Raw genomic sequence first — 19,892 nt, forward strand, 5'->3', positions numbered from 1 at the left:
CGGAGGCTTCCATGGTCCAGAACATTCGACCGCCTCAAGATATCTATACTCATCAGCAAGGCCGACCTGCGAGCGAAGCAAAGCCGGTTCGCGATGGAGCCGGGAAGGTGGAAGCGGATCTCACGGCGTTTGCCCCGGCGCCGACGCCAACAAAAGATCAGGTGGAGCAGGCGGCCGCCCGTGTGAAAGAAGTGCTTCGTGGAACCACGTCCCGGCTGGAGATCGAGATCGATCCCGATTTGCGCAAGGCCGTGATCAGGATTCTCGACGGGGAATCCGGAGAGATCATCCGCCAGATTCCTTCGCAGGAAATTTTGGATCTGGCCAGGCATCTGGATGATCCGAAAGGTCTCTTGATTCGAGAACGAGCGTAATAAGCGTCGTTCGTGAAACGTGAAGCGTCATTCGTCCGAGAGTGGAGTTGCTCATTCCGGGCCTCTAGTTGCAAGTCACTAGTTTCAAGTTTTAGAAACCCATCTCCGAAAACCTGAAACTAGAAACCTGAAACTCGACACGCTCGAACGAGATACGCCTCACACATACAGGACCACTGAAGCTATGGCAACGATATCGTTCGGGGGATTGGGAAACGGACTGGATTTCGGCCAAGTGGTTGATCAGCTGGTCAAGGTTCAACGTCTTCCGATCGATCAATTGAATCAGAAGAAAACGACCGCGCAGTCGAAGTTGACAGACTATGGACTGCTCGGGGCAAAACTGCTGGCTCTGCAATCGGCCGGCGATGCCCTGCGATTTCCGACTTCATTCGACCGATCGAGCACAACCGTATCGGACCAAACTGCCGTAACTGCTTCTGCCACCTCGGCCGCGACGCCAGGATCCTATCTCGTCCGGGTGACGCAATTGGCGCAGTCCCATCAGATTACCAACAAGGGAGCGACAGCTGTTTCCAGCGTCACCGCCGATATCGTCAGCGGCGGATCTGCCACGTTTACTTTTCGTGTGGGGACTGGGACAGACCAGACCGTGACATTGGGTGCGACAGCCACGCTCGAAGACTTGCAGACCGGCATCAACGATTTGGGCGCCGGCGTAACCGCATCGATTGTGAATGCCGGCAGTGAGGCGACACCGGCCTATCGCTTGATCCTGACGGCCACGGCGTCGGGATCAAGCAATGGGGTAACGATTGTGGCCGATGGGACGACATTGGATTTTGCCAACGGGAGCGGCGCAGGAGGGGTCGATACCTTGCAAGCAGCACAAGACTCCATCGCCATCGTCGGCGACCCGACACTGAATCCCGTCACCTTGCAGCGCAGCAGCAATGTCGTCACAGACGCGATTCCAGGGGTGACAGTGTCACTCCTCAAGACAACCGGGTCCGGCACTGTCTCCGTCAATGTCACGCACGATAACGGTGGGGTAAAAGAAAACATCAAGAAATTTACGACCGCCTATAACGACATCGTGAAGTTTGTGAATGAACGCACCACCTACGACGTCGCCACAAAAAAAGGCGCGCTATTCTTCGGCGAGCCAACGGCGAAGGGGTTTCTCTCGCAACTCCGGCAAGCGCTCTCCTCTCCGGTGAGCGGGCTGACAACCTATTCGTCCGTGGGTGAAATTGGTTTTAAGACGGAACGGGACGGCACGATTACTGTCGACGATGCCAAGCTGGATAGTGTGTTGAGCAGTAACTACAAGGCGGTCAAGTCGCTCTTTATCAATCAGGCGGGGGTGGTCGGTGTCGCCCAGCGGGTCAATGTGGCCATCGATGCGATTGACGACATCAGCACAGGCTCACTCACGGTCCGTAAGAACGCATTGACCAATCAGCTCAGCAGCCTGACGACCGAAATCAGCAGAAAAGAAGACGCCCTCTCAGCTTACGAGGAGGCACTGAAAAGACAATATGCAGCGCTCGACGGACTCCTGAGCCGGTTAAGGGGCCAGACCACATTCTTACAGTCGCAGGGGTGATGATGAACACCTATCCTAATACAGCCGCCGCGTCACGCTATCGTCAAACAGAGGTGCTGACCACATCGGGCGTCCAACTGATCGTCCTGCTGTATGACTCAGCCATTCAGGCGATCGAACTCGCCAGCGATGGGATCGCCAGGCGTCATCAGCCAGACAAGGCCCGGTTCCTCAGGCGAGCCGTTGGGATTGTGAGTGAATTGTCCAGCGTCCTCGACTTCGAACGGGGCGGCGAGATGGCGAAATCGCTGTACCGTCTCTATGACTACATGCTCTCGGAGTTCACACAGGCCAATTTGCGCAACGATGCCAGTCGTCTCAACGGCCCACTACGGTGCCTGAAGGAAATGCGTGGAGCCTGGCACACAGTGGCCCAGCAGCAGGAGAAGCCAGAATTGAGAATGGTGAATGGTAAATGTTGAATGGTCCATGGGGAATGGCAGATGGTAAATGGCGAATGGGCGATGGTTCATGGTTCAGGGTTAATGGTGAGTTGAAGGATTCGGCAGTCACTGGGTCTGAGAAAGGGTCGAATGAATTCCGAACATTCACCATTCACCATTGACCATTTACCATTCAACAGTCCGAAAGACTGGGAGCAGAACTTGCGCGACTTGACGGCACAGGCAGGTCAGGCGGCGGAACTCGGACGCTGGGATCTGGTTGAGGAATGTTACCGGCTGCGGGGGGAACAGCTCCGAAACCATTCGATCCCTTCGGCGCTTGCCACAGACCTCACTCGATTCGACCGAATGGTCGAAGCCAGGATTCTGAATGTTCGCGCCGCTGTCCAATCGCAGCTGATCGAGTCAGCAAAGGTCCGCATGAAATTGCAAGGAATACGGTCCTGGCAAAGTGCATGCTCGTCTGATTCCACGTTCATGGACCGACAAGCGTGAAACGACGGAACGTGAGGCGTGAGGCGTCAGGCGTGAGGCGTGAAACGAAAACGCGCGAGCGGGAGTGGCATGAGAGACACAATTGGCGGAATCAGAGATTGCAAGTTGCGCCTGTCTTGCGTGTCCTCGCGGGTTCACCTTTTACGCCTTACGGTTCACGCCTGACGCCTGACGCTTCCCGGTAGGCCAGCCATGCTCTCACCATCAACCAAAACGGTCAAAGCGTTATCGGACGAGCGTCGGGAATGGATTCGAATCGACGATAGGGTGTTGCTGGAGTATCGGTTGGTCTCCGACCCTGTGGAAGGACCGGCACCAGACATTCCGCCGGTAGCACAAGAGGCAATCGCCGCTGTCATAGCCAAGCCGACCTCCGACCTCTTGCTCCGCAGCGGTGAACAACTGGCGGATTCTCCGCTTCTTCCCTGGATCATGAAGGTGGATTGGCTGCTGGAAGTCATTGTGAAGACCCTTGCGAAGATGCAGCCGGAGGGAATTGCGCTCGCGCAAGTTGCCGATGTGACGTTGAGCGGGGGCGGCATCGGATTTCTCTCGCCTCGCCCCTTTGCCGTCGACGACATGTTGGCGCTGAAAATAGTCCTGTCGCCCTTTACGCCGATTCAGACGACAGCACGGGTGATTCGGTCAGTCCAAGCCAAGGACGGTGTCAATTACGACATCGCAACAGAATTTACCCAGCTCAATCCGGACGATCAGGAACATCTGATCCGTCATATCATTCAGACCCAGGCGGAACGACTGCGCGGCCGCCGCCGGGGAGATCAGGGGTAAGGGCTAAGGTGTGAGGGGTAAGGGGGTAAAGGGTCTAGAGTGACGCACTTGCCCCTCGCCTGAATTCCAAGCGATTGCTCGACAGCCTTCGACAGCCACCGTTGGTACATATTCCTGCCGGTTAATGATCATCTGTATTTCATAAGCTGAAGGTAGCTGCTCAGGTAGATAGGCTGAAGGGGTTCAGGCTGAACCCCTTCAGCCTGTATCCCTTGTCTCACCCTTCCCGCTCACGGGTTTGCGCCGCCTTAAGTTTTCCATCGGCAGCACCGATATCTCATTCACGATGAACAATGCAGTGTCTGCAGCAACGATGTACCAACCGAATGGTGCACCACCAATGGATGACGAGATCTTGACGGTCATGGACGTGGCCCGTTTCCTCCGGGTGCCCAAGTCCACCGTGTATAAGCTCGCTCGGGTCGGCGAATTGCCGGCGTCGAAGATTGGGAAGCATTGGCGCTTCCTCCGTCACGACATCCACGCATGGATGCACAGTCGTTCCCAGCAGGGCTGACGGTCCGATCGCTGCCTGAGCTGGCCGCCTGTATGGGAGGACGGTAGACGTGCGCCTTCGATGCGTGAACCGTCGTTCGTGAAGCGTTGTTCGTCCCAGATTCGGACGCTTCACGAGATACGCTTCACGTTTGTGGCGCGTCACGTTCCAGAAGAAGGGGATTCAGACTATGCCTGCCGATCCGAACATGAAAATTCTCGTTGTAGACGACATGTCAACGATGCGACGGATCGTCAAGAACATTATGAAACAACTCGGGTTTGCGAATGTCGAAGAGGCTGAGAATGGGCAAGACGCGCTCGACAAACTGAAGGCGGATACGTTCGGGTTCGTCATTTCCGATTGGAACATGCCTGTCATGACCGGCATCCAGCTGCTGCGGGCTATTCGTGCTGACGAGAAGTTAAAAGCCATCCCTGTCTTGATGGTGACGGCGGAGGCCCAGAAGGAAAATCTCATCGAAGCGATCCAGGCAGGTGTGAGTAATTACATTGTGAAGCCGTTTACTGCCGAAGTATTGCAGGAAAAGATGGGCAAGATCTTCAAATAGCCGACGATGCGCGGCGGTTGGTCTGGTTTATTTGGTTTGTTTCGTTTGTTTGGTTAGTTCGCTCAACCAAAAACCAAATAGACCAAACAAACCAAATAACGATCTTCTTATGCGGGAGGTACCCGTGCTGAATGGCAATGTCAAACTGTACGACGAGCTCGGTGAATTGGCCCGCTATCTCGATACCGCCATGAAGAAGATGGCGGAGGTCGGCGCCCCGCTGGTGGCCAACAACGCGCAACTTCCTCAAGCGACGGCTCATCTGCTCGATCTCAACACCATGACGGAAAATGGCACGATGGAAGTGATGCGTTTGACCGAGATTATTCAGGATAACCGCGCTCGGGCAGCCAAGGAACTATCCATGGCGATATCGGCATTGGAAGCAGTCGATTGCCGAACGCTCGCGGCCTGTCTGGGGAAGACCGCGCAGGATCTCGCACAGGACGAAAAGCATTTGATGGACATTATGACGGCCCTATCATTCCAGGATCTAGTCGCTCAACGAGTGAAGAAGCTCGTCACCATCATCGAGGATGTTCACCGTAAGCTCGTGGAACTCGTGGTTGTATTCGGCTTGAAACAAGAATGCACCGATGCGGATACCCAGGGGAAGGCCCATGAAATGCTGAAGCAGCTTGAAGCGTCCAAGTCAACATCGATGAAGCAGGAACTCGCGGACGAACTGCTGTCGGAGTTCGGATTCAAATAATCTGGTTCATTTGGTTTGTTTGGTGTCTTTGGTGTATTTCGTGCGAAGGGCTTCGCTCATTTATTGAACCAAACAAACCAAATACACCAAACAAACTAAACCAACGAGGCTTCACAAATTGGATATTGCAACGATCGTCGGCATTGTGCTCGCGCTCGGGGCGATCCTCGGTGGGCAGATCCTTGAGGGCGGCCACCCTGGCTCGATCATGCAGCTCACCGCCTTCATCATCGTGATAGGCGGGACCCTCGGGGCCATCTGCGTTCAAAATCCCCTTTCGGTCGTGCTGAAGGGGGTCTCCATGTTGAAGCTCGCCATCACGAATCCGAAACACGACAACAAGGGAACCATCACGACGATCATCGATCTGGCCAACGTTTCCCGCAAACAAGGATTGCTTGCGCTCGAGGGCAAGCTCAAAGACATCCATGACCCGTTTTTTAGGAAGGGTGTGCAACTCATCGTGGACGGAACGGACCCGAAGGCGGTTCATGAGATCTTGGAGATCGACGTTGAATCGCAAGAGGAAGCGGGGATCAGCGGGGCGAAGGTCTGGGAGGCGGCAGGCGGGTATGCGCCGACCATCGGGATCATCGGCGCGGTTCTCGGTCTGATTCATGTCATGGAGAATCTGGCCGATCCCTCTAAACTCGGAGGCGGCATCGCCGTCGCGTTCGTGGCGACTGTGTATGGTGTAGGGGCAGCCAATCTGTTTTTCCTTCCCATCGCGAGCAAAATCAAATTCAAGCTGAAAGAAGAGGCGGCCTTGCGCATGATGATCATCATAGGGCTTGTGGGTTTGGCACAAGGCGAAAATCCTCGCCTCTTGCAAGAGAAACTCGAAGGGTATTTACCGGAATCGGAACGCACGAAAGAGGAGAAGAAGTAAGTAGTGAGTTGTAAGTAGTAAGTGGTTAGTGGAGAATGGTGGCCTCAGAGTCTATGCCCTCGCCGCCACTTACCACTTGCCACTCCCCACTGACCAATTATGGCCAAGAAGAAACACGAGGAACATGAAAATCACGAGCGTTGGCTCGTGTCCTATGCGGATTTCATCACGCTCCTCTTCGCCTTTTTTGTGGTGATGTATTCCATTTCGTCCGTGAACGAGGGCAAGTTCCGAACAGTGAGCGAGTCGATTAAAGCCGCGCTCAACCCCATCGTCAGCCCTCCGAATACATCGATCCCCTTTACGATCGGGCAGAATAAAGCTGCGAAGATAGATCCGGCCATCGAGAGCATAAAAGAACCGGCGCTGCGGCGGCTTCGCCAGATTATACGGACCCTTAAGGAGGAAACGCAGATAGAAGTCATGACGCTGAAGGAACTCACGAACGGAGATATCGTGTTGACGCTGCCGGAGACAGTATTGTTTCGCAGCGGGGAATCAACCTTGCGGCCCGAGGCCTACCCGTTCATACAGGCGCTCAGTGACGTGCTGATCGAGCTGGATCGTCATGTGCGTGTGGAAGGCCATACCGACAATGTGCCGATCGCGACAGCACAATTTCCATCGAACTGGGAGCTGTCTGCCACCCGAGCCGTGACCGTCGTTCGCGCGTTCTTCGAACAGTATGGCGTGCCGGCCGACCATCTCACGGCGGTGGGCCATGCCGATTCTCGCCCTCTCGCGGACAACCTGACCCCGGAGAATCGGGCAAAGAACCGCCGGGTCGAGATCGTCGTGCAGGAACGCCGGCCGATCCCACAGCCAATCGAGACGGAAGCACCCCGTACTGCCTTAGAGCTCTTTGCCGTCCCCAGCGGAGCCGGCTCTCCGCCCAAGGAGACGACCATACCCTCCGGCACTCAAGAATCGTCAGGAATATCCCGATAACGAAACCATAGTTTCGCATCCCGTTGATCTGGTCTATCTGGTCTGTCTCGTCTGTCTGGTTCAACCAGCAAACAAGATAGACCAGACAGACCGAATAGACCGGACAGACTGACAAGCTTCTTCAGCATCCTGCTAGAGGGACTATGGACACCGACCAGAAGCTCTGTAAACCAACCGGCGAGCTGACGATCTTCGAAGCGGCGGAGTTTAAGGAGTCACTAGTCACGCTGCTCACAAGCGAGGGGCTAGTGTGCTTGGATCTTTCTCAGGTCTCCCGTGTGGATACAGCGGCGATTCAGCTCATGTGGGCTGCCAGGAAACTTGGCCGCCTCCTGGTCACAGGGATTTCGGATGAGCTGCAGTCAAAGGTGACTCGGCTCGGATTCTCCGGACCGCTCAGCGAGTAGCAGAACGTGATGCGCCAGCCGAGACGCAGAAGGGGCGTGAAGCGTCGTTCGTGAAGCGTGAAGCGCAAGATAGGCGGGAAAGGCATGAAGCGTGAATCGTCCGAATCCGAAAACGAACGACGCTTCACGAGATACGCTTCACGTTCTGCCGCGCCCCACGACAGCCGGCAGTGAGGTGACCGAACTCGGGAGGCTTAAAGAGCAGCAGCAGGCCTGGGAAACATTTGCCGCCTCCGCCGTACAGACGATTCCAATCCTGATCAAGCAAATGGAAGCCGTTACCCAACAGACCGAACGAGCAGCGAAGGATATGATGGCACACCTCAGGGCGTTGACAACTCCGGCGCCTGGCCCAAGGTTCATCGAAACATCGTCGCATCTCTCGGAATTCGTTGTCGCGATGCAATTCCAGGACATCACCAGGCAGCAGTTGGAACACGTGGCCCAGGCCTTGGACTACTGGCGCACCCATCTCCAAGACCTCTTGAAGGGGCCGCAGGACGAGGGAGCCAAAAAAGAAATCGCGGTCCTGCAGCAGCTTGAGCAGACCTACACGATGGAGGCTGAGCGTCGACTTCATGCGGCCGCCCTGGCACCAGATTGTCAAGAACCGGCGCCGGACGAAAGGGAGCAGTCAGAAAAAGTATCGGGCTCAGTCACGCTGTTTTGAGCGGGGGGCGAGGGAACGAGAAGCGTATCTCGTGAAGCGTGAAGCGCCAGACGAGATGGAGAAGAGACGTGAAGTATCCGAATTCGGAAACGAACGACGCTTCTTAGAGTTGGAGGAAGCTATGAGTAAGACAGCACTGGTCGTGGACGATTCGCCGACCATGCGACAGATGGTGGCCTTTACCCTGACCAATGCTGGCTTCACAGTCGTGGAGGCCGAACATGGGAGGGACGCCGTCAACAAGGTCACGGGCGGACCGAAGATGGACATCGTCGTCACGGATCTGAACATGCCGGAGATGGACGGCCTTACCCTCATCAAGGAACTGCGGAAAATGGAGGCCTTCAAATTCACCCCCATCCTGATGCTGACGACGGAATCAACAGAGGTCAAGAAGCAAGCCGGGAAAGAGGCCGGCGCGACCGGCTGGATCGTGAAGCCGTTCAATCCGGAATTATTAATGAAGATCGTTGCCAAGGTGTTGCCGACGTAAATAATAACGTGGGGGGTAAGGCGTTAGGGGTAAGGGGTATCGGAAGTCGTTTTCACGCCTTACGTTTTACGCCTCACGCCTAACGAGGTTGTATGAGCGACGATTTCGCGCAATTTCAAGAAGCGTTTTTTGAGGAAGCGGCGGAGCATCTTGCCACTGTCGAGGAAGGGTTGCTGGCGCTTGAACAGCATCCCGACGACTTGGACCTGCTGGGAAAAATCTTTCGCTCGGCGCACTCCATCAAGGGAACGAGCGGCATGTTCGGCTTCAACGCCGTGGCGCAGTTTACCCATAAGATGGAGACGTTGCTCGATCGGCTTCGGAATGGACAAAGCAGGGTTACTCCGCAAATCGCCGACCTTCTGCTCAAGGCGACCGACTGTTTGAAGACCATGATTGACGCGGCCAAGACCGGCTCACCGGCGGACGAGGAAACGGCCCAGCGGCTCACGGCTGAGCTGGCCGCGGCAAGTGCCTTGGGAGGCCAGCCGCCTGCTCAAGTGACACCGAAAGCGGCAACCGGTTCCTCCTTTCCTTCAACTGCAGCATCTCTTTCTGCCCCCTTACCCCTTACCCCTCACCCCTCACGCTCTTATAACATCGCCTGGACCCCGCCGGCGTGGCTCTTCCAGCGGGGGCTCGATCCGCTCCAAACCATCAAAGAGCTGGAGAGCCTCGGCACCCTATCCGAGGTACAGGTGGATGTCAGCAAGCTGCCTGATCTGGTCGCCATGGATCCGGAGACCTGCTACCTCTCCTGGACCATGAAGTTAGAGACGGCCAAAGGCCGTCAAGTCATCGAAGCCGTGTTTGAGTTTGTCCGTGAGGAGAGCGTACTCGTCATCAGTGAAGACGTAAGGGGTAAGGGGTTAGGGGTAAGGGGTGAAGAGGTGCCGGATTCCCGTGAGGCTTCTGATACCCCTCACGCCTTACGCCTCACGCCTGACGGGAGCGGGGGTGCTCCAAAACCGCTTGGAGAAATCCTTGTCGAAACCGGGGTCGTGTCTCGTGAGACGCTGGATCACGCCTTGGCGCAGCAGAAACGGGTTGGTGAGATCCTGATCGAGCAGCATGCCGTGACCCCGCAACAGATCGAGCAGGCGCTGCAGAAACAGAAGCAGCAGGACTCTGTCGCCCAGTTAAAGAAAACCGACACCGCCTCGATCCGTGTGGATACCGACAAGATCGACAAACTCATCAACCTCGTGGGCGAACTGGTCATCACCCAGTCGATGTTGAGCGATTTGGGATCTCGATTTGAGATGCGTCAGATGCCGGTGTTGCTGGAGCGAATGGCGCAGCTGGAACGCAACACGCGAGAAATCCAGGAGCGGGTCATGGGCATCCGCATGCTGCCGATTGGGACCGCCTTCAGCCGGTTTCCGCGACTGGTGCGCGACCTCTCGGCGAAAGCGGGGAAAAAGATTCAACTCGTCCTCTCCGGGGAAGAGACCGAATTGGACAAGACCGTCATCGAGGCTATCGGTGATCCCTTGACCCATCTCGTCAGGAATTCGGCCGACCACGGGCTGGAGCCGCCGGAGGAGCGCCTCGACAATAACAAGCCGGAACTGGGCACCATCCGGCTCAATGCGTTCCACGAAGGCGGCAATATCTGCATCACGGTCGAAGACGACGGGCGAGGCTTGAATCGAGAGAGAATTCTCGCCAAGGCCGTCAAACAGGGCTTGATTGCAGAAAATGAAAAGGTGCCAGACGACCAAATCTGGCCCTTGATCTTCAAACCGGGATTTTCCACGGCAGAGAAGGTCACGGACGTCTCGGGTCGCGGCGTCGGCATGGATGTCGTGAAGCGTAACATCGAAGGTCTGGGCGGCACCGTCACCATCAAAACGGCGTTGGGCAAAGGCTCCACGTTTACCCTGAGGCTGCCGCTGACCCTGGCCATCATTGAAGGCATGACCGTTCGGGTCGGCACAGAAACGTACATCGTGCCCTTGCTATCGATCGTGGAATCCATCCAGCCGAAAACCGATGCGATCAAGACCGTCGTCGGCAAGGGTGAATTGATCAATGTGCGCGGCGCCTATTTATCGATCGTACGATTATATGAGGTGTTTTCCTTGCAACCGGAGTACACCGAACCGACCAAAGCGATTTTGTTAATTCTGGAGACGGAGGGTGAGCAGGTGGCGGTCATGGTGGACGAGATTCTCGGCCAACAACAGGTGGTGATCAAGAGCATGGAGGACAACTTCCGGAAGATCGACGGCGTGGCGGGCGCCACGATCCTCAGCGACGGCACTGTCGGGTTCATTCTGGATGTCCGTGGCGTTGTGGAAATTGCGCGTCGCGCGGCTCCGGTGGCGGTGTGAAGCGTAAGGGGTGAAAGGTGAGGGGTAAGGGGTGAGGGGGCCAGACAGACCAGACAGACCAGACAGACCAGACAGACCAGACAGACCAGAGGGAGGGCTCTATGGCCGCAGCAGAACTTGAAGCCGCCATCAAGGAACGCACTCAGCAGAGTGGGGACACCACGGAGGGAAGCCAGTTCTTAACCTTCCGGCTCGGCGACGAAGTCTATGGTGTGGATATTCTCCGAGTGCAGGAAATTAAAGGCTACACAGCGGTGACAAAGATTCCCAACCAGCCGAGCTATATCAAAGGGGTCATGAACCTGCGTGGAACGATTGTCCCGATCGTCGAATTGCGGACCAAGGTGGGGATGGAGACCATCGACTATACGGCACATACCGTCATTGTGGTGGTGGTCGTGCAGGAGCGCATCATGGGCTTTGTGGTGGATTCCGTATCGGATGTTCTCAACATCGGCAAGAAAGACATCCAGGCTCCACCGCAGTTCGGCACCAAAGTCGATGTCAGTTTCCTGCAAGGCATTGCCCAATGCGGCGATAGCCTGGTGGCACTGTTAAATATCGATCAGTTGCTGGCGGGCGAGGATTTGCCGGTGGCGGCTGGTTTCTAGTTTCGGAGGCATAAGGGGTCAGGAACCGTTTGTCGAAAGACCCGGAGGGCGCTGCGCGCAAACGGTTCCTGACCCCTTGAACAAGCCGGAACGTAAATCGAAAGGACAAAGATCATGACTCAGTCCAAGAACATCTCGATTCACTGGGGGATTACCGCGAAACTGACGGCGCTCTTCATCCTGTTCGGGTTCTTCCCGGTGCTGGTGATCGGGTTGATTGCCTACAACGCCAGCCGCACGATCGAGGGATCGGTCGGTACGCGATTTCAAGCCCAGGCGGAGGGAGTCGCAGACAAGATCGATCGCAACCTGTTCGAACGCTATGGCGACGTGCAGGCCTTTGGCTTCAACAGCGTGCTCGATCAGAAGGCCCACTGGTATAGCACCGGCATCGAGGACAATCCCATCGTGCAGGTCATGGACCAGTATGTGGATACCTACGATCTCTACTATTTGACCATTCTGGTCGATCTGGAGGGTCGCGTGATCGCAGTGAATTCCAAGGATGCCGATGGGAAACGGATTCAATCGCAAGGCCTCTACGGGAAGAATTATCGGGAGGCGGCCTGGTTTCGCGCGCTGAAGGCCCAGCAGTTTACGACCAAGATGCCGTTCTCTGCGCCGGAAAACATGGCCGCGACCGGCACCTATATCGAAGATCTCCACGTCGATCCGGACGTGAAGGCTGCCTATCCAGGAGATGATGGGCTCACGCTGGGATTTGCGGCCCCGGTCTATCGGGACGGAAAAGTCGTGGCCTACTGGAGCAACCTGGCAAAGTTCGCGGTTGTGGAGGATATCATGCGATCGGCGCAACACATTATGAAGAGCGCCGGTTTTTCCGAGTCAGCCGCGGTCCTCCTGGACAAGGACGGAAAGATTCTCATGAATTATGATCCTGCCTATACCGGGACAGACCAGATCCGTCACGACTTTGCGGCTCTGATGACCGACAACCTGGCGACCCGCGGTATCACTGCCGCAATAGAGGCTATTGCGGGAAAGTCTGGCTTTGCAACCGATCCTCATCCCCGCACCGGGGTGCCTCAGATGATCGGCTACACGCACCTCAAGGGGGCGTTAGGCTATCCAGGCATGAATTGGTCGGTCCTCCTGGTGGTCGATCACGCAGACGCGATCGGCGACGCCCGAGCGATCAATCGAAACGTGTTGATTGCAAGCGCCGTCTGTCTGGTGATCACGCTGATAGCCGGCGTCATCATCGGGCGGATCGGAGTGCGAGGAATCGGCCGGGTAAGTGAGGCTGTGGCGAAGCTGGCCGGCGGCGCCCTGGACACGCGTGTCTCGGTCGCGTCAAAGGATGAAATTGGCGTTCTGGCTCAGGCCTTCAACCACATGGGCATGCAGATCCAGGAAAAGGTGGCGAAGGAAGCAGAGCAATCGATGAAGATGGAGCAGTTCATGGTGGAGGCGCAGCGGGTGCTGGGGAACCTGGCCCAGGGGGATCTGACAGACCAGATGAAGAATCCCTGTGAGGGTAATCTTGAGCAGATCAAGACCAGCCTCAACGGCACGGTTACCAAGCTCCGGATGACGCTCACAGCCGTGAGGGAATCGGCGGAGAGCGTGGCGACGGGGGCGGAAGAAATCATCAAGGGCAACGAGGATCTCTCGCAGCGGACCAGCGAGCAAGCTGCCTCGCTGGAGGAGACATCGTCGGCGATGGAGGAAATTACTTCCACGGTGAAGCAGAGCGCGGATAACGCGAAGCAGGCAAATCAGCTGGCAATGGCGGCCCGCGACGTGGCCAACAAGGGCGGTGCGGTGACGACCAAGGCCGTCACCGCGATGGCCGAGATCAACCAGAGTAGCAAGAAGATCTCCGACATCATCACGGTGATCGACGAGATTGCATTCCAGACGAATCTGCTGGCCTTGAATGCGGCGGTGGAGGCGGCGCGAGCCGGAGAACATGGGCGTGGTTTTGCCGTCGTGGCGACTGAAGTGCGGAATCTGGCGCAGCGGTCGGCGCTGGCGGCCAAAGAGATCAAGGGCTTGATCCACGAGTCCATGGCGCGGGTGGAGGAGGGCAGCGAACTGGTGAACCGATCCGGCAAAACGTTGGAGGAGATCGTGGCCTCGGTGAAACATGTCAGCGATATTATTGCCGAGATTTCAGCGGCTTCCCAGGAGCAGGCCAGCGGAATCGATCAGGTGAATATGGCTGTCATTCAGATGGACCAGACGACCCAGCAGAACGCAGCCTTGGTGGAGGAAACCACCTCGGCCAGCCAGTGTCTGACCGGGCAGGCGAAGGAACTCATGGGTATGGTGGCATCGTTCAAGATCAAGGTGAACGAGGAGGAGAAGGCCGGAATGCCGGCCGTGGCGTCGGTCAGAAGGGCGACGGCCGAGGCGATTCATACTGTGTATGGAGAGCCGGAACCGGCAGGCGAGAAACGTGAAGCGTCGTACGTGAAGCGTGAAGCGCTGGGGGTAGGTGTGCAACGTGACGCGTCTGAATCCGGAACGAAATACGCTTCACGATCGGCGCTTCACGCTAAAGAAGTGGAGTTCGAGGAATTCTAAAACCCTGAAACGTATTTCGCTCCGGATCCTGACGACGCTTCACGCTTCACGAGATACGCTTCACGAACGACGCTTCACGCTTTACGCAGGAAAGGGGCCGACATGAGCAGCATTCACATTGAAGACATCATCGGGAACATCGAAACGCGGATCAATGACCACATGTTCGTGACGGAACGCATTACCAGTCAGATCAATATTCTTGCGCTCAATGCCACGATCGAAGCGGCAAGGGCCGGCGAGGCCGGCAGGGGATTTGCCGTGGTAGCCACCGAGGTCAAAACCCTTGCCGCGCAAGCAGGCAGTACCTCGAAAGAGCTGGGCGAGATACGGTCCGACACCAGTGAATTACACCGCCGGTTCGCTGAAAAGGAGAGTGACCGTCTCTCGGACATGGCGCAGACTCTGGTGCAGCTCATCGTGCGCAATCTGTACGAACGCACCGCCGATGTGCGTTGGTGGGCAACGGATGCGGCGCTCTTCCGCTGTCTGGAGTCGCAAGATCGACCCTCCATTGACCATGCGATTGCTCGTCTTGGCCTGATCAACCGGTACTATTCCGTCTATCTCGACCTTGTACTGGTGGGGATGGACGGGAAGGTCAGGGCCTGCTCGCAGCCATCGAAATTTCCAAGGGTCACCGGCGCCAATCTGTCCGGGGCTCCGTGGTTCAAGAAGGCTATGGCGACGAAGAGCGGCGATCAGTATGTGGTCGACGAGATTGTCGGCGATCCGCTCCATGACGATAAATTGACGGCCGTATACGCAGCCGCCGTGCGTGCCGAGGGGAACAGAGAGGGAAGGATCGTCGGCGTGCTGGCGGTCGTCTTCGATTGGGAAGAACAGGCCAAAACGATTGTCCGGATCGAACCGGCGTTGAGCGAAGATGAATGGACGCGCAGCCGCGTGCTCTTGCTGGATAATAAGCTGCGCGTCATTGCCTCATCCGACAACAACGGGATCCTCGCGCCTTTCGTGCTGGAACATCAAGGCCAACGCAAGGGCCATTATCTCAATGCCGGCCATGAGTTGATTGCGTTTGCGCAGACGCATGGCTACCAGGAATATGACGGGCTCGGCTGGTATGCGGTGATCGTACAGCAGATTAAATAGTTTCGAGTTTCTGGTTTCTAGTTTCGGGCGTTGACGAACTAGAAACGAGTAACTTGAAACTCGAAACGTGCAAGCCATTAGCTCATGCTTCGAGCAAGCAAGAGCCACAACATCTGCAGAGGGGGAGTCGGCGCAGACGATCCAGCCACAGGTGAACGGAGAGGCGATGCCATCTATTCTCATTATTGACGACGATGATAGTCTCCGCGACTCTCTGCGCCGTACCCTGCACAGGGAAGGGTATATCATCATCGAAGCGAGTGAGGGTGGGCGAGGGCTGAAACAGCTTGAGCGTCAGCCGGTTGACCTGATTCTGCTCGACATGTTCATGCCGGATAAGGACGGCCTAGAAACCATCATGGAACTCCGCCGCACTCATCCAGGAATCCGAGTGATTGCTATGTCCGGTGGGGGGTTCAAAGGCACGGTCGATGTTCTGCCCGTGGCAACAAAACTGGGCGTTCGACGAACGCTGAGCAAGCCCTTTACGCGGGAGCAACTGCTAGAGGCCCTGCGCGAGGAGCTGTTACCACACTAAGCCAATGGTCGAGGAGGATCCTAGATGCCTGTGAATCGTGAAACATGAAGCGCGAGAATGGACTGGTTGATCTAGTCTGTCTCGTCTATTTGGCTGAACCAGACTAGAACCTATCTCAAAATCGATATTCAATCGCCACGCAGTGCCGGAGTAGGTGGTACTGGACGATCAAGCAGCGCGCAGTTTGCCGATTTCCTGTGATTTTCTGGGGTCTACCTCTCGGTGTCTGACGTTTCATATCGCCAGATGGACCAGATGGGCCAGACAGACCGGGAGCGGGCCGAGTCGGAACAGGCGAGGTTGCTGACGATCCTCGATGCCAGCCTGAACGAAATTTACATGTTCCGCACCGACACGTTGCGCTTCACCTACGTCAATCGTGGCGCGCTCGAGAATCTCGGCTATACCATCGAAACCATGCAAGCCCTGACCCCCATCGACATTAAGCCGGAGATGACGGAAGCCTCCTTCCGGGACTTGGTCAACCCGCTCCTGACCGGTGAACAACGACAACTCATTTTTGAGACCGTTCACCTGCGCAAGAACGGCAGTCTCTATCCGGTGGAGGTTCATTTACAATTGGTCGGGCAGGACAAGGAACGGACCTTCCTCGCCCTTATTCATGATGTCACAGCGCGCAAACAGCAAGAGCGTCGTCAAGCCGCAGAACATGCCGTCACGAAGCTGCTCTTGGAGGCGAACACACTGGAAGAAGCTGTGCCAGCCATGATGGGAATAGTCTGCCGGACCTTAGATTGGAACATGGGTCTTATGTGGATGGTAGACGAGGAGGCGCAAGCATTACGCTGTATCGAGACCTGGAGTGAGGGGTATGTCAACGAAGCGCAGTTTATCGAGAGCAGCAGGCAGTTCAACTTCACAATAGGAACTGGGCTTCCCGGCCGTGTGTGGAAGAGCCAAAAGGCAGAGTGGATTCGCGACGTGACCTGCGACGGCAATTTTCCTCGCGCCTCCATTGCCGCCGGTGCGGGATTGCATGGGGCCTTCGCGGTTCCCATCACGTCCAACGATCGGATTCTAGGAGTCATGGAATTCTTTTCCGCAGCACTGCGCGAACCGGACCGGAAACTCCTTGAGATGTTCGATGATTTGGCGGGGAGGCTCTCGGAGTTTTGTGCCCACAAGAAGGCGGAGCAGGCCTTGCACAGCTCAGAAGCCCGGTTCGCCGGCATCCTCGATATCGCTGAAGAGGCCATTATCTCAATTGATGAAGCGCAGCGTATCACCCTATTCAACCAGGGGGCGGCGAAAACTTTCGGGTATGCGCCCGGCGAAGCCCTGGGTCAGCCGGTCGGCATCCTCTTGCCGAGTCGATTTGTCCACGCGCATGGCCGACAGATCAGTGAATTGGCCCATTCCCACGAGTCCGCAAAACCAATGGGGCATCAGCGGGAGGTGTGGGGCCGACGGAAAAGCGGCGAGGAGTTCCCGGCCGAAGCGAGCCTTGTCAAAGTTCACGTGAATGGCGTTACCACGTTTACGGTGATCTTACGCGATATCTCAGTGCGCAAACGGGCGGAACGGCATCTGCAACAGGTGAAGGAGCAAGCCGAACTTGCCGCGCGTGAAAAGGCTCAGATCCTTGCGACCGTGGAAGCCTTCTTTATCGGAGTCACTGATCAGGGGGTCATCAGCGAATGGACAAACCGAGCGGAACAAGTCTTTGGAATCCCCCTGAGGGAAACGATCGGTCGGTCATTGCAGGATCTGCCGATTGCGTGGAATTGGGTTGAAATACAAGCCGGGCTGAGGACAATCGGTGACACGCTGACGACAGTTCGGTTGGAAAAGGTTCGATTGACTGCTCCCGGAGCGAAGGAGAAATTCATCAAATTGACTATCTCACCGATCTGCGAAGACCGAGGCGTCGGGTGCGTCATCATGGGTGAGGATGTGACAGACCGTTTGATCCTCGAAGAGGGACTGGCACAGGCGCAAAAGCTCGAGTCCATCGGGCAGCTTGCAGCCGGGATCGCGCATGAAATCAACACCCCCATCCAATTCATCGGCGACAACGTCCGGTTCCTGTCAGATTCCTTTGTCGATATTCACGCCACGCTCACACGGTATCGTGAGGTCCTGGCGGCGGCGAAATCAGGGAACTGGCCGCTGGGGCTCATCGAAACCTGTGAAACGGAAGCGGAGCAGGTTGATCTCGACTACCTGAGCCAGGAAATCCCCAAAGCCGTTGCGCAATCTGCCGAGGGGATCGAGCGGGTGGCGACGATCGTACGGGCGATGAAGGAATTTGCGCATCCGGGGAGCCGCGAGAAAGCCGTGGTCGATCTCAACAAAGCCATCGAAAGCACGGTGATCGTCGCACGGAATGAATGGAAGTACGTGGCCGATCTCAAAACCAACTTGGATTCTTCGCTGCCGCCGGTGCCCTGTGTCGTGGGGGAATTCAATCAGGTCGTGCTGAACATCATCGTCAATGCGACACACGCGATTGCCGATGCCGTCAAAGGGACCGGCGGGAAGGGTACGATCACGATCGGCACCAGTCGCGTGGGCGACTTTGTTGAGGTTCGCATCGCCGATACCGGCATGGGGATTCCAGAGTCCATTCGCCACAAAATCTTCGATCCGTTCTTCACGACCAAGGACATCGGGAAAGGAACGGGTCAGGGACTCGCCATCGCGCGATCGGTCGTGGTGGACAAGCATCAGGGGACGATCACGGTCGAAAGCCAGGTCGGGAAGGGGACGACGTTCCTGATCCGCCTGCCGCTTACCGCGTCGCCGGCCAACTCGGTCAAAGAAGGTGCGCCATGAAGCAGCATGTGCTCTTCGTCGACGACGATCCCAGTTTCCTGGATGGGCTCCGACGGATATTGCACAGCCAGCGAGGTCGGTGGGAGATGACCTTCGTGACCAGTGTGGAGCAAGCAGTGGAGTGTGTGGACACGAGGACTGTGGACACGATTGTCTCGGATGTCATGCTTCCCGGGAGGAGCGGGTTCGATCTCCTCCGGGCCGTCACGGCCTCTTCCACGTCCAACCATGTGCCGGTGATCATGATGACGGGCGCCGATCAGCGGGATCTGAAGCGGCGAGCCTTGGACGAAGGGGCGACGGATCTCCTCAGCAAGCCGATCGACCCCGACGACCTGACCGCGCGCATCCGCAGCGCCCTCCGGCTCAAGGCCTATGAGGACGAGATCCGAGGGCAGAGTGAGATCCTGGAATGCAAAGTTATGGAGCGCACCGAGGCGTTGAATGCATCTCGGCTCGACCTGATCTGGCGGCTTGGCCGGGTCGCCGAGTTTCGAGACGAGCAGACGGGTAACCATGTCGTGCGCGTAGGATCCTATTGCCGGGTGATGGCCGAGGCGTTGGGCATGGGGCGCGACTTTGCGGACATGATTTGTTTCACCAGTCCGTTGCATGACATCGGCAAGATCGGCATTCCTGACGGCATCCTGTTGCAGCCTCGCGCGCTGACGCCGGATGAATGGGAGATCATGCGGCGGCACTGTGTCATCGGGGCCGACATCCTCCGGCAGGACGTGTGGCGAACATCCCGAGTGCCGGTGGCTTCGGTGGTCGGATTGCCGGACAGGAATCGCGACAGGGAGAACCCCTTCTTGGCCATGGCGTCCTTGATCGCCCTGACGCATCACGAGTGGTGGGATGGGACGGGCTATCCGCGCCGATTGTCCGGAGAAGGGATCCCGTTGGAATCGCGCATCGTCGCGGTCGCCGACGTATATGACGCGCTGCATTCGGCGAGGCCCTACAAGCCGGCGTTCCTTGAATGTACCGTCCTCGGCATCATGAAGGAGAAGGTCGGGTCGCACTTCGATCCGGACGTGTACAGGGTGTTCGAACGATCGCTCGACGCCTTTCGAGAGATCCGCAGGCGGTTCACCGATGAGGCGCTCGCAGCCTAGGGACTGATG

Annotated in this window: 20 protein-coding genes; all 20 read left to right on the top strand. The window is 56.8% G+C overall.

Annotated elements, in window-relative coordinates:
- The first annotated feature begins 11 nt into the window (after positions 1–11).
- The 20 genes from HZB34_05070 (at position 12) to HZB34_05165 (ending at position 19,883) form a co-directional block, all read left to right on the top strand.
- Positions 12–374 (top strand): flagellar protein FlaG, encoded by a 363-nt coding sequence (locus HZB34_05070; GenBank protein ID MBI5315322.1) that lies wholly within the window; start codon positions 12–14, stop codon positions 372–374.
- Positions 375–558: 184 nt separating this feature from the next.
- Positions 559–1,944: a flagellar filament capping protein FliD gene (gene fliD / locus HZB34_05075; protein ID MBI5315323.1), complete on the top strand. Its 1,386-nt coding sequence runs from the start codon at positions 559–561 to the stop codon at positions 1,942–1,944.
- Positions 1,944–2,366 (top strand): flagellar export chaperone FliS, encoded by a 423-nt coding sequence (gene fliS / locus HZB34_05080; GenBank protein MBI5315324.1) that lies wholly within the window; start codon positions 1,944–1,946, stop codon positions 2,364–2,366. The genes fliD and fliS overlap by 1 nt, the downstream gene beginning before the upstream one ends.
- Before the next feature lie 111 nt (positions 2,367–2,477).
- Positions 2,478–2,843 (top strand): hypothetical protein, encoded by a 366-nt coding sequence (locus tag HZB34_05085; protein ID MBI5315325.1) that lies wholly within the window; start codon positions 2,478–2,480, stop codon positions 2,841–2,843.
- Positions 2,844–3,035: 192 nt separating this feature from the next.
- Entirely contained in the window at positions 3,036–3,635 is a 600-nt protein-coding gene (locus HZB34_05090) for a PilZ domain-containing protein (GenBank protein MBI5315326.1), read from the top strand.
- A gap of 340 nt (positions 3,636–3,975) precedes the next feature.
- Positions 3,976–4,152, top strand: coding sequence for a helix-turn-helix domain-containing protein (locus HZB34_05095; GenBank protein MBI5315327.1), 177 nt, complete (start codon positions 3,976–3,978; stop codon positions 4,150–4,152).
- A gap of 187 nt (positions 4,153–4,339) precedes the next feature.
- Positions 4,340–4,702: a chemotaxis response regulator CheY gene (locus HZB34_05100; protein ID MBI5315328.1), complete on the top strand. Its 363-nt coding sequence runs from the start codon at positions 4,340–4,342 to the stop codon at positions 4,700–4,702.
- Positions 4,703–4,811: 109 nt separating this feature from the next.
- Positions 4,812–5,414 carry a protein phosphatase CheZ gene (locus tag HZB34_05105; GenBank protein ID MBI5315329.1) on the top strand — a complete coding sequence of 201 codons (603 nt, stop codon included), beginning with the start codon at positions 4,812–4,814 and terminating at the stop codon, positions 5,412–5,414.
- A gap of 118 nt (positions 5,415–5,532) precedes the next feature.
- Positions 5,533–6,303: a flagellar motor protein gene (locus HZB34_05110; GenBank protein MBI5315330.1), complete on the top strand. Its 771-nt coding sequence runs from the start codon at positions 5,533–5,535 to the stop codon at positions 6,301–6,303.
- Between the two features lie 99 nt (positions 6,304–6,402).
- The gene (locus HZB34_05115) at positions 6,403–7,251 is read left to right on the top strand and encodes an OmpA family protein (GenBank protein ID MBI5315331.1); all 849 of its coding nucleotides are present in this window, start codon (positions 6,403–6,405) and stop codon (positions 7,249–7,251) included.
- A gap of 143 nt (positions 7,252–7,394) precedes the next feature.
- The gene (locus HZB34_05120) at positions 7,395–7,658 is read left to right on the top strand and encodes an STAS domain-containing protein (GenBank protein ID MBI5315332.1); all 264 of its coding nucleotides are present in this window, start codon (positions 7,395–7,397) and stop codon (positions 7,656–7,658) included.
- A 91-nt stretch (positions 7,659–7,749) separates the two neighbouring features.
- Positions 7,750–8,328: a hypothetical protein gene (locus HZB34_05125; GenBank protein ID MBI5315333.1), complete on the top strand. Its 579-nt coding sequence runs from the start codon at positions 7,750–7,752 to the stop codon at positions 8,326–8,328.
- Positions 8,329–8,449: 121 nt separating this feature from the next.
- Entirely contained in the window at positions 8,450–8,821 is a 372-nt protein-coding gene (locus HZB34_05130) for a response regulator (GenBank protein MBI5315334.1), read from the top strand.
- 92 nt (positions 8,822–8,913) lie between these two features.
- A complete protein-coding gene (locus tag HZB34_05135; GenBank protein MBI5315335.1) occupies positions 8,914–11,157 on the top strand; it encodes a chemotaxis protein CheA in 2,244 nt (747 codons plus the stop codon).
- A gap of 101 nt (positions 11,158–11,258) precedes the next feature.
- Positions 11,259–11,768, top strand: coding sequence for a purine-binding chemotaxis protein CheW (locus HZB34_05140; GenBank protein MBI5315336.1), 510 nt, complete (start codon positions 11,259–11,261; stop codon positions 11,766–11,768).
- Positions 11,769–11,882: 114 nt separating this feature from the next.
- The gene (locus HZB34_05145) at positions 11,883–14,318 is read left to right on the top strand and encodes a HAMP domain-containing protein (protein MBI5315337.1); all 2,436 of its coding nucleotides are present in this window, start codon (positions 11,883–11,885) and stop codon (positions 14,316–14,318) included.
- A 102-nt stretch (positions 14,319–14,420) separates the two neighbouring features.
- A complete protein-coding gene (locus tag HZB34_05150) occupies positions 14,421–15,431 on the top strand; it encodes a methyl-accepting chemotaxis sensory transducer (GenBank protein ID MBI5315338.1) in 1,011 nt (336 codons plus the stop codon).
- A gap of 166 nt (positions 15,432–15,597) precedes the next feature.
- Complete coding sequence (locus HZB34_05155) at positions 15,598–15,969, top strand: response regulator (GenBank protein MBI5315339.1); 372 nt, start codon at positions 15,598–15,600, stop codon at positions 15,967–15,969.
- A 222-nt stretch (positions 15,970–16,191) separates the two neighbouring features.
- On the top strand, positions 16,192–18,765 hold the full coding sequence (locus HZB34_05160; GenBank protein ID MBI5315340.1) for a PAS domain S-box protein: 2,574 nt from the start codon (positions 16,192–16,194) through the stop codon (positions 18,763–18,765).
- Positions 18,762–19,883, top strand: coding sequence for a response regulator (locus HZB34_05165; GenBank protein MBI5315341.1), 1,122 nt, complete (start codon positions 18,762–18,764; stop codon positions 19,881–19,883). The genes HZB34_05160 and HZB34_05165 overlap by 4 nt, the downstream gene beginning before the upstream one ends.
- The last annotated feature ends 9 nt before the right edge of the window (positions 19,884–19,892 follow it).

It is taken from the genome of Nitrospirota bacterium (assembly GCA_016219645.1).
GTDB lineage: Bacteria > Nitrospirota > Nitrospiria > Nitrospirales > Nitrospiraceae > Palsa-1315.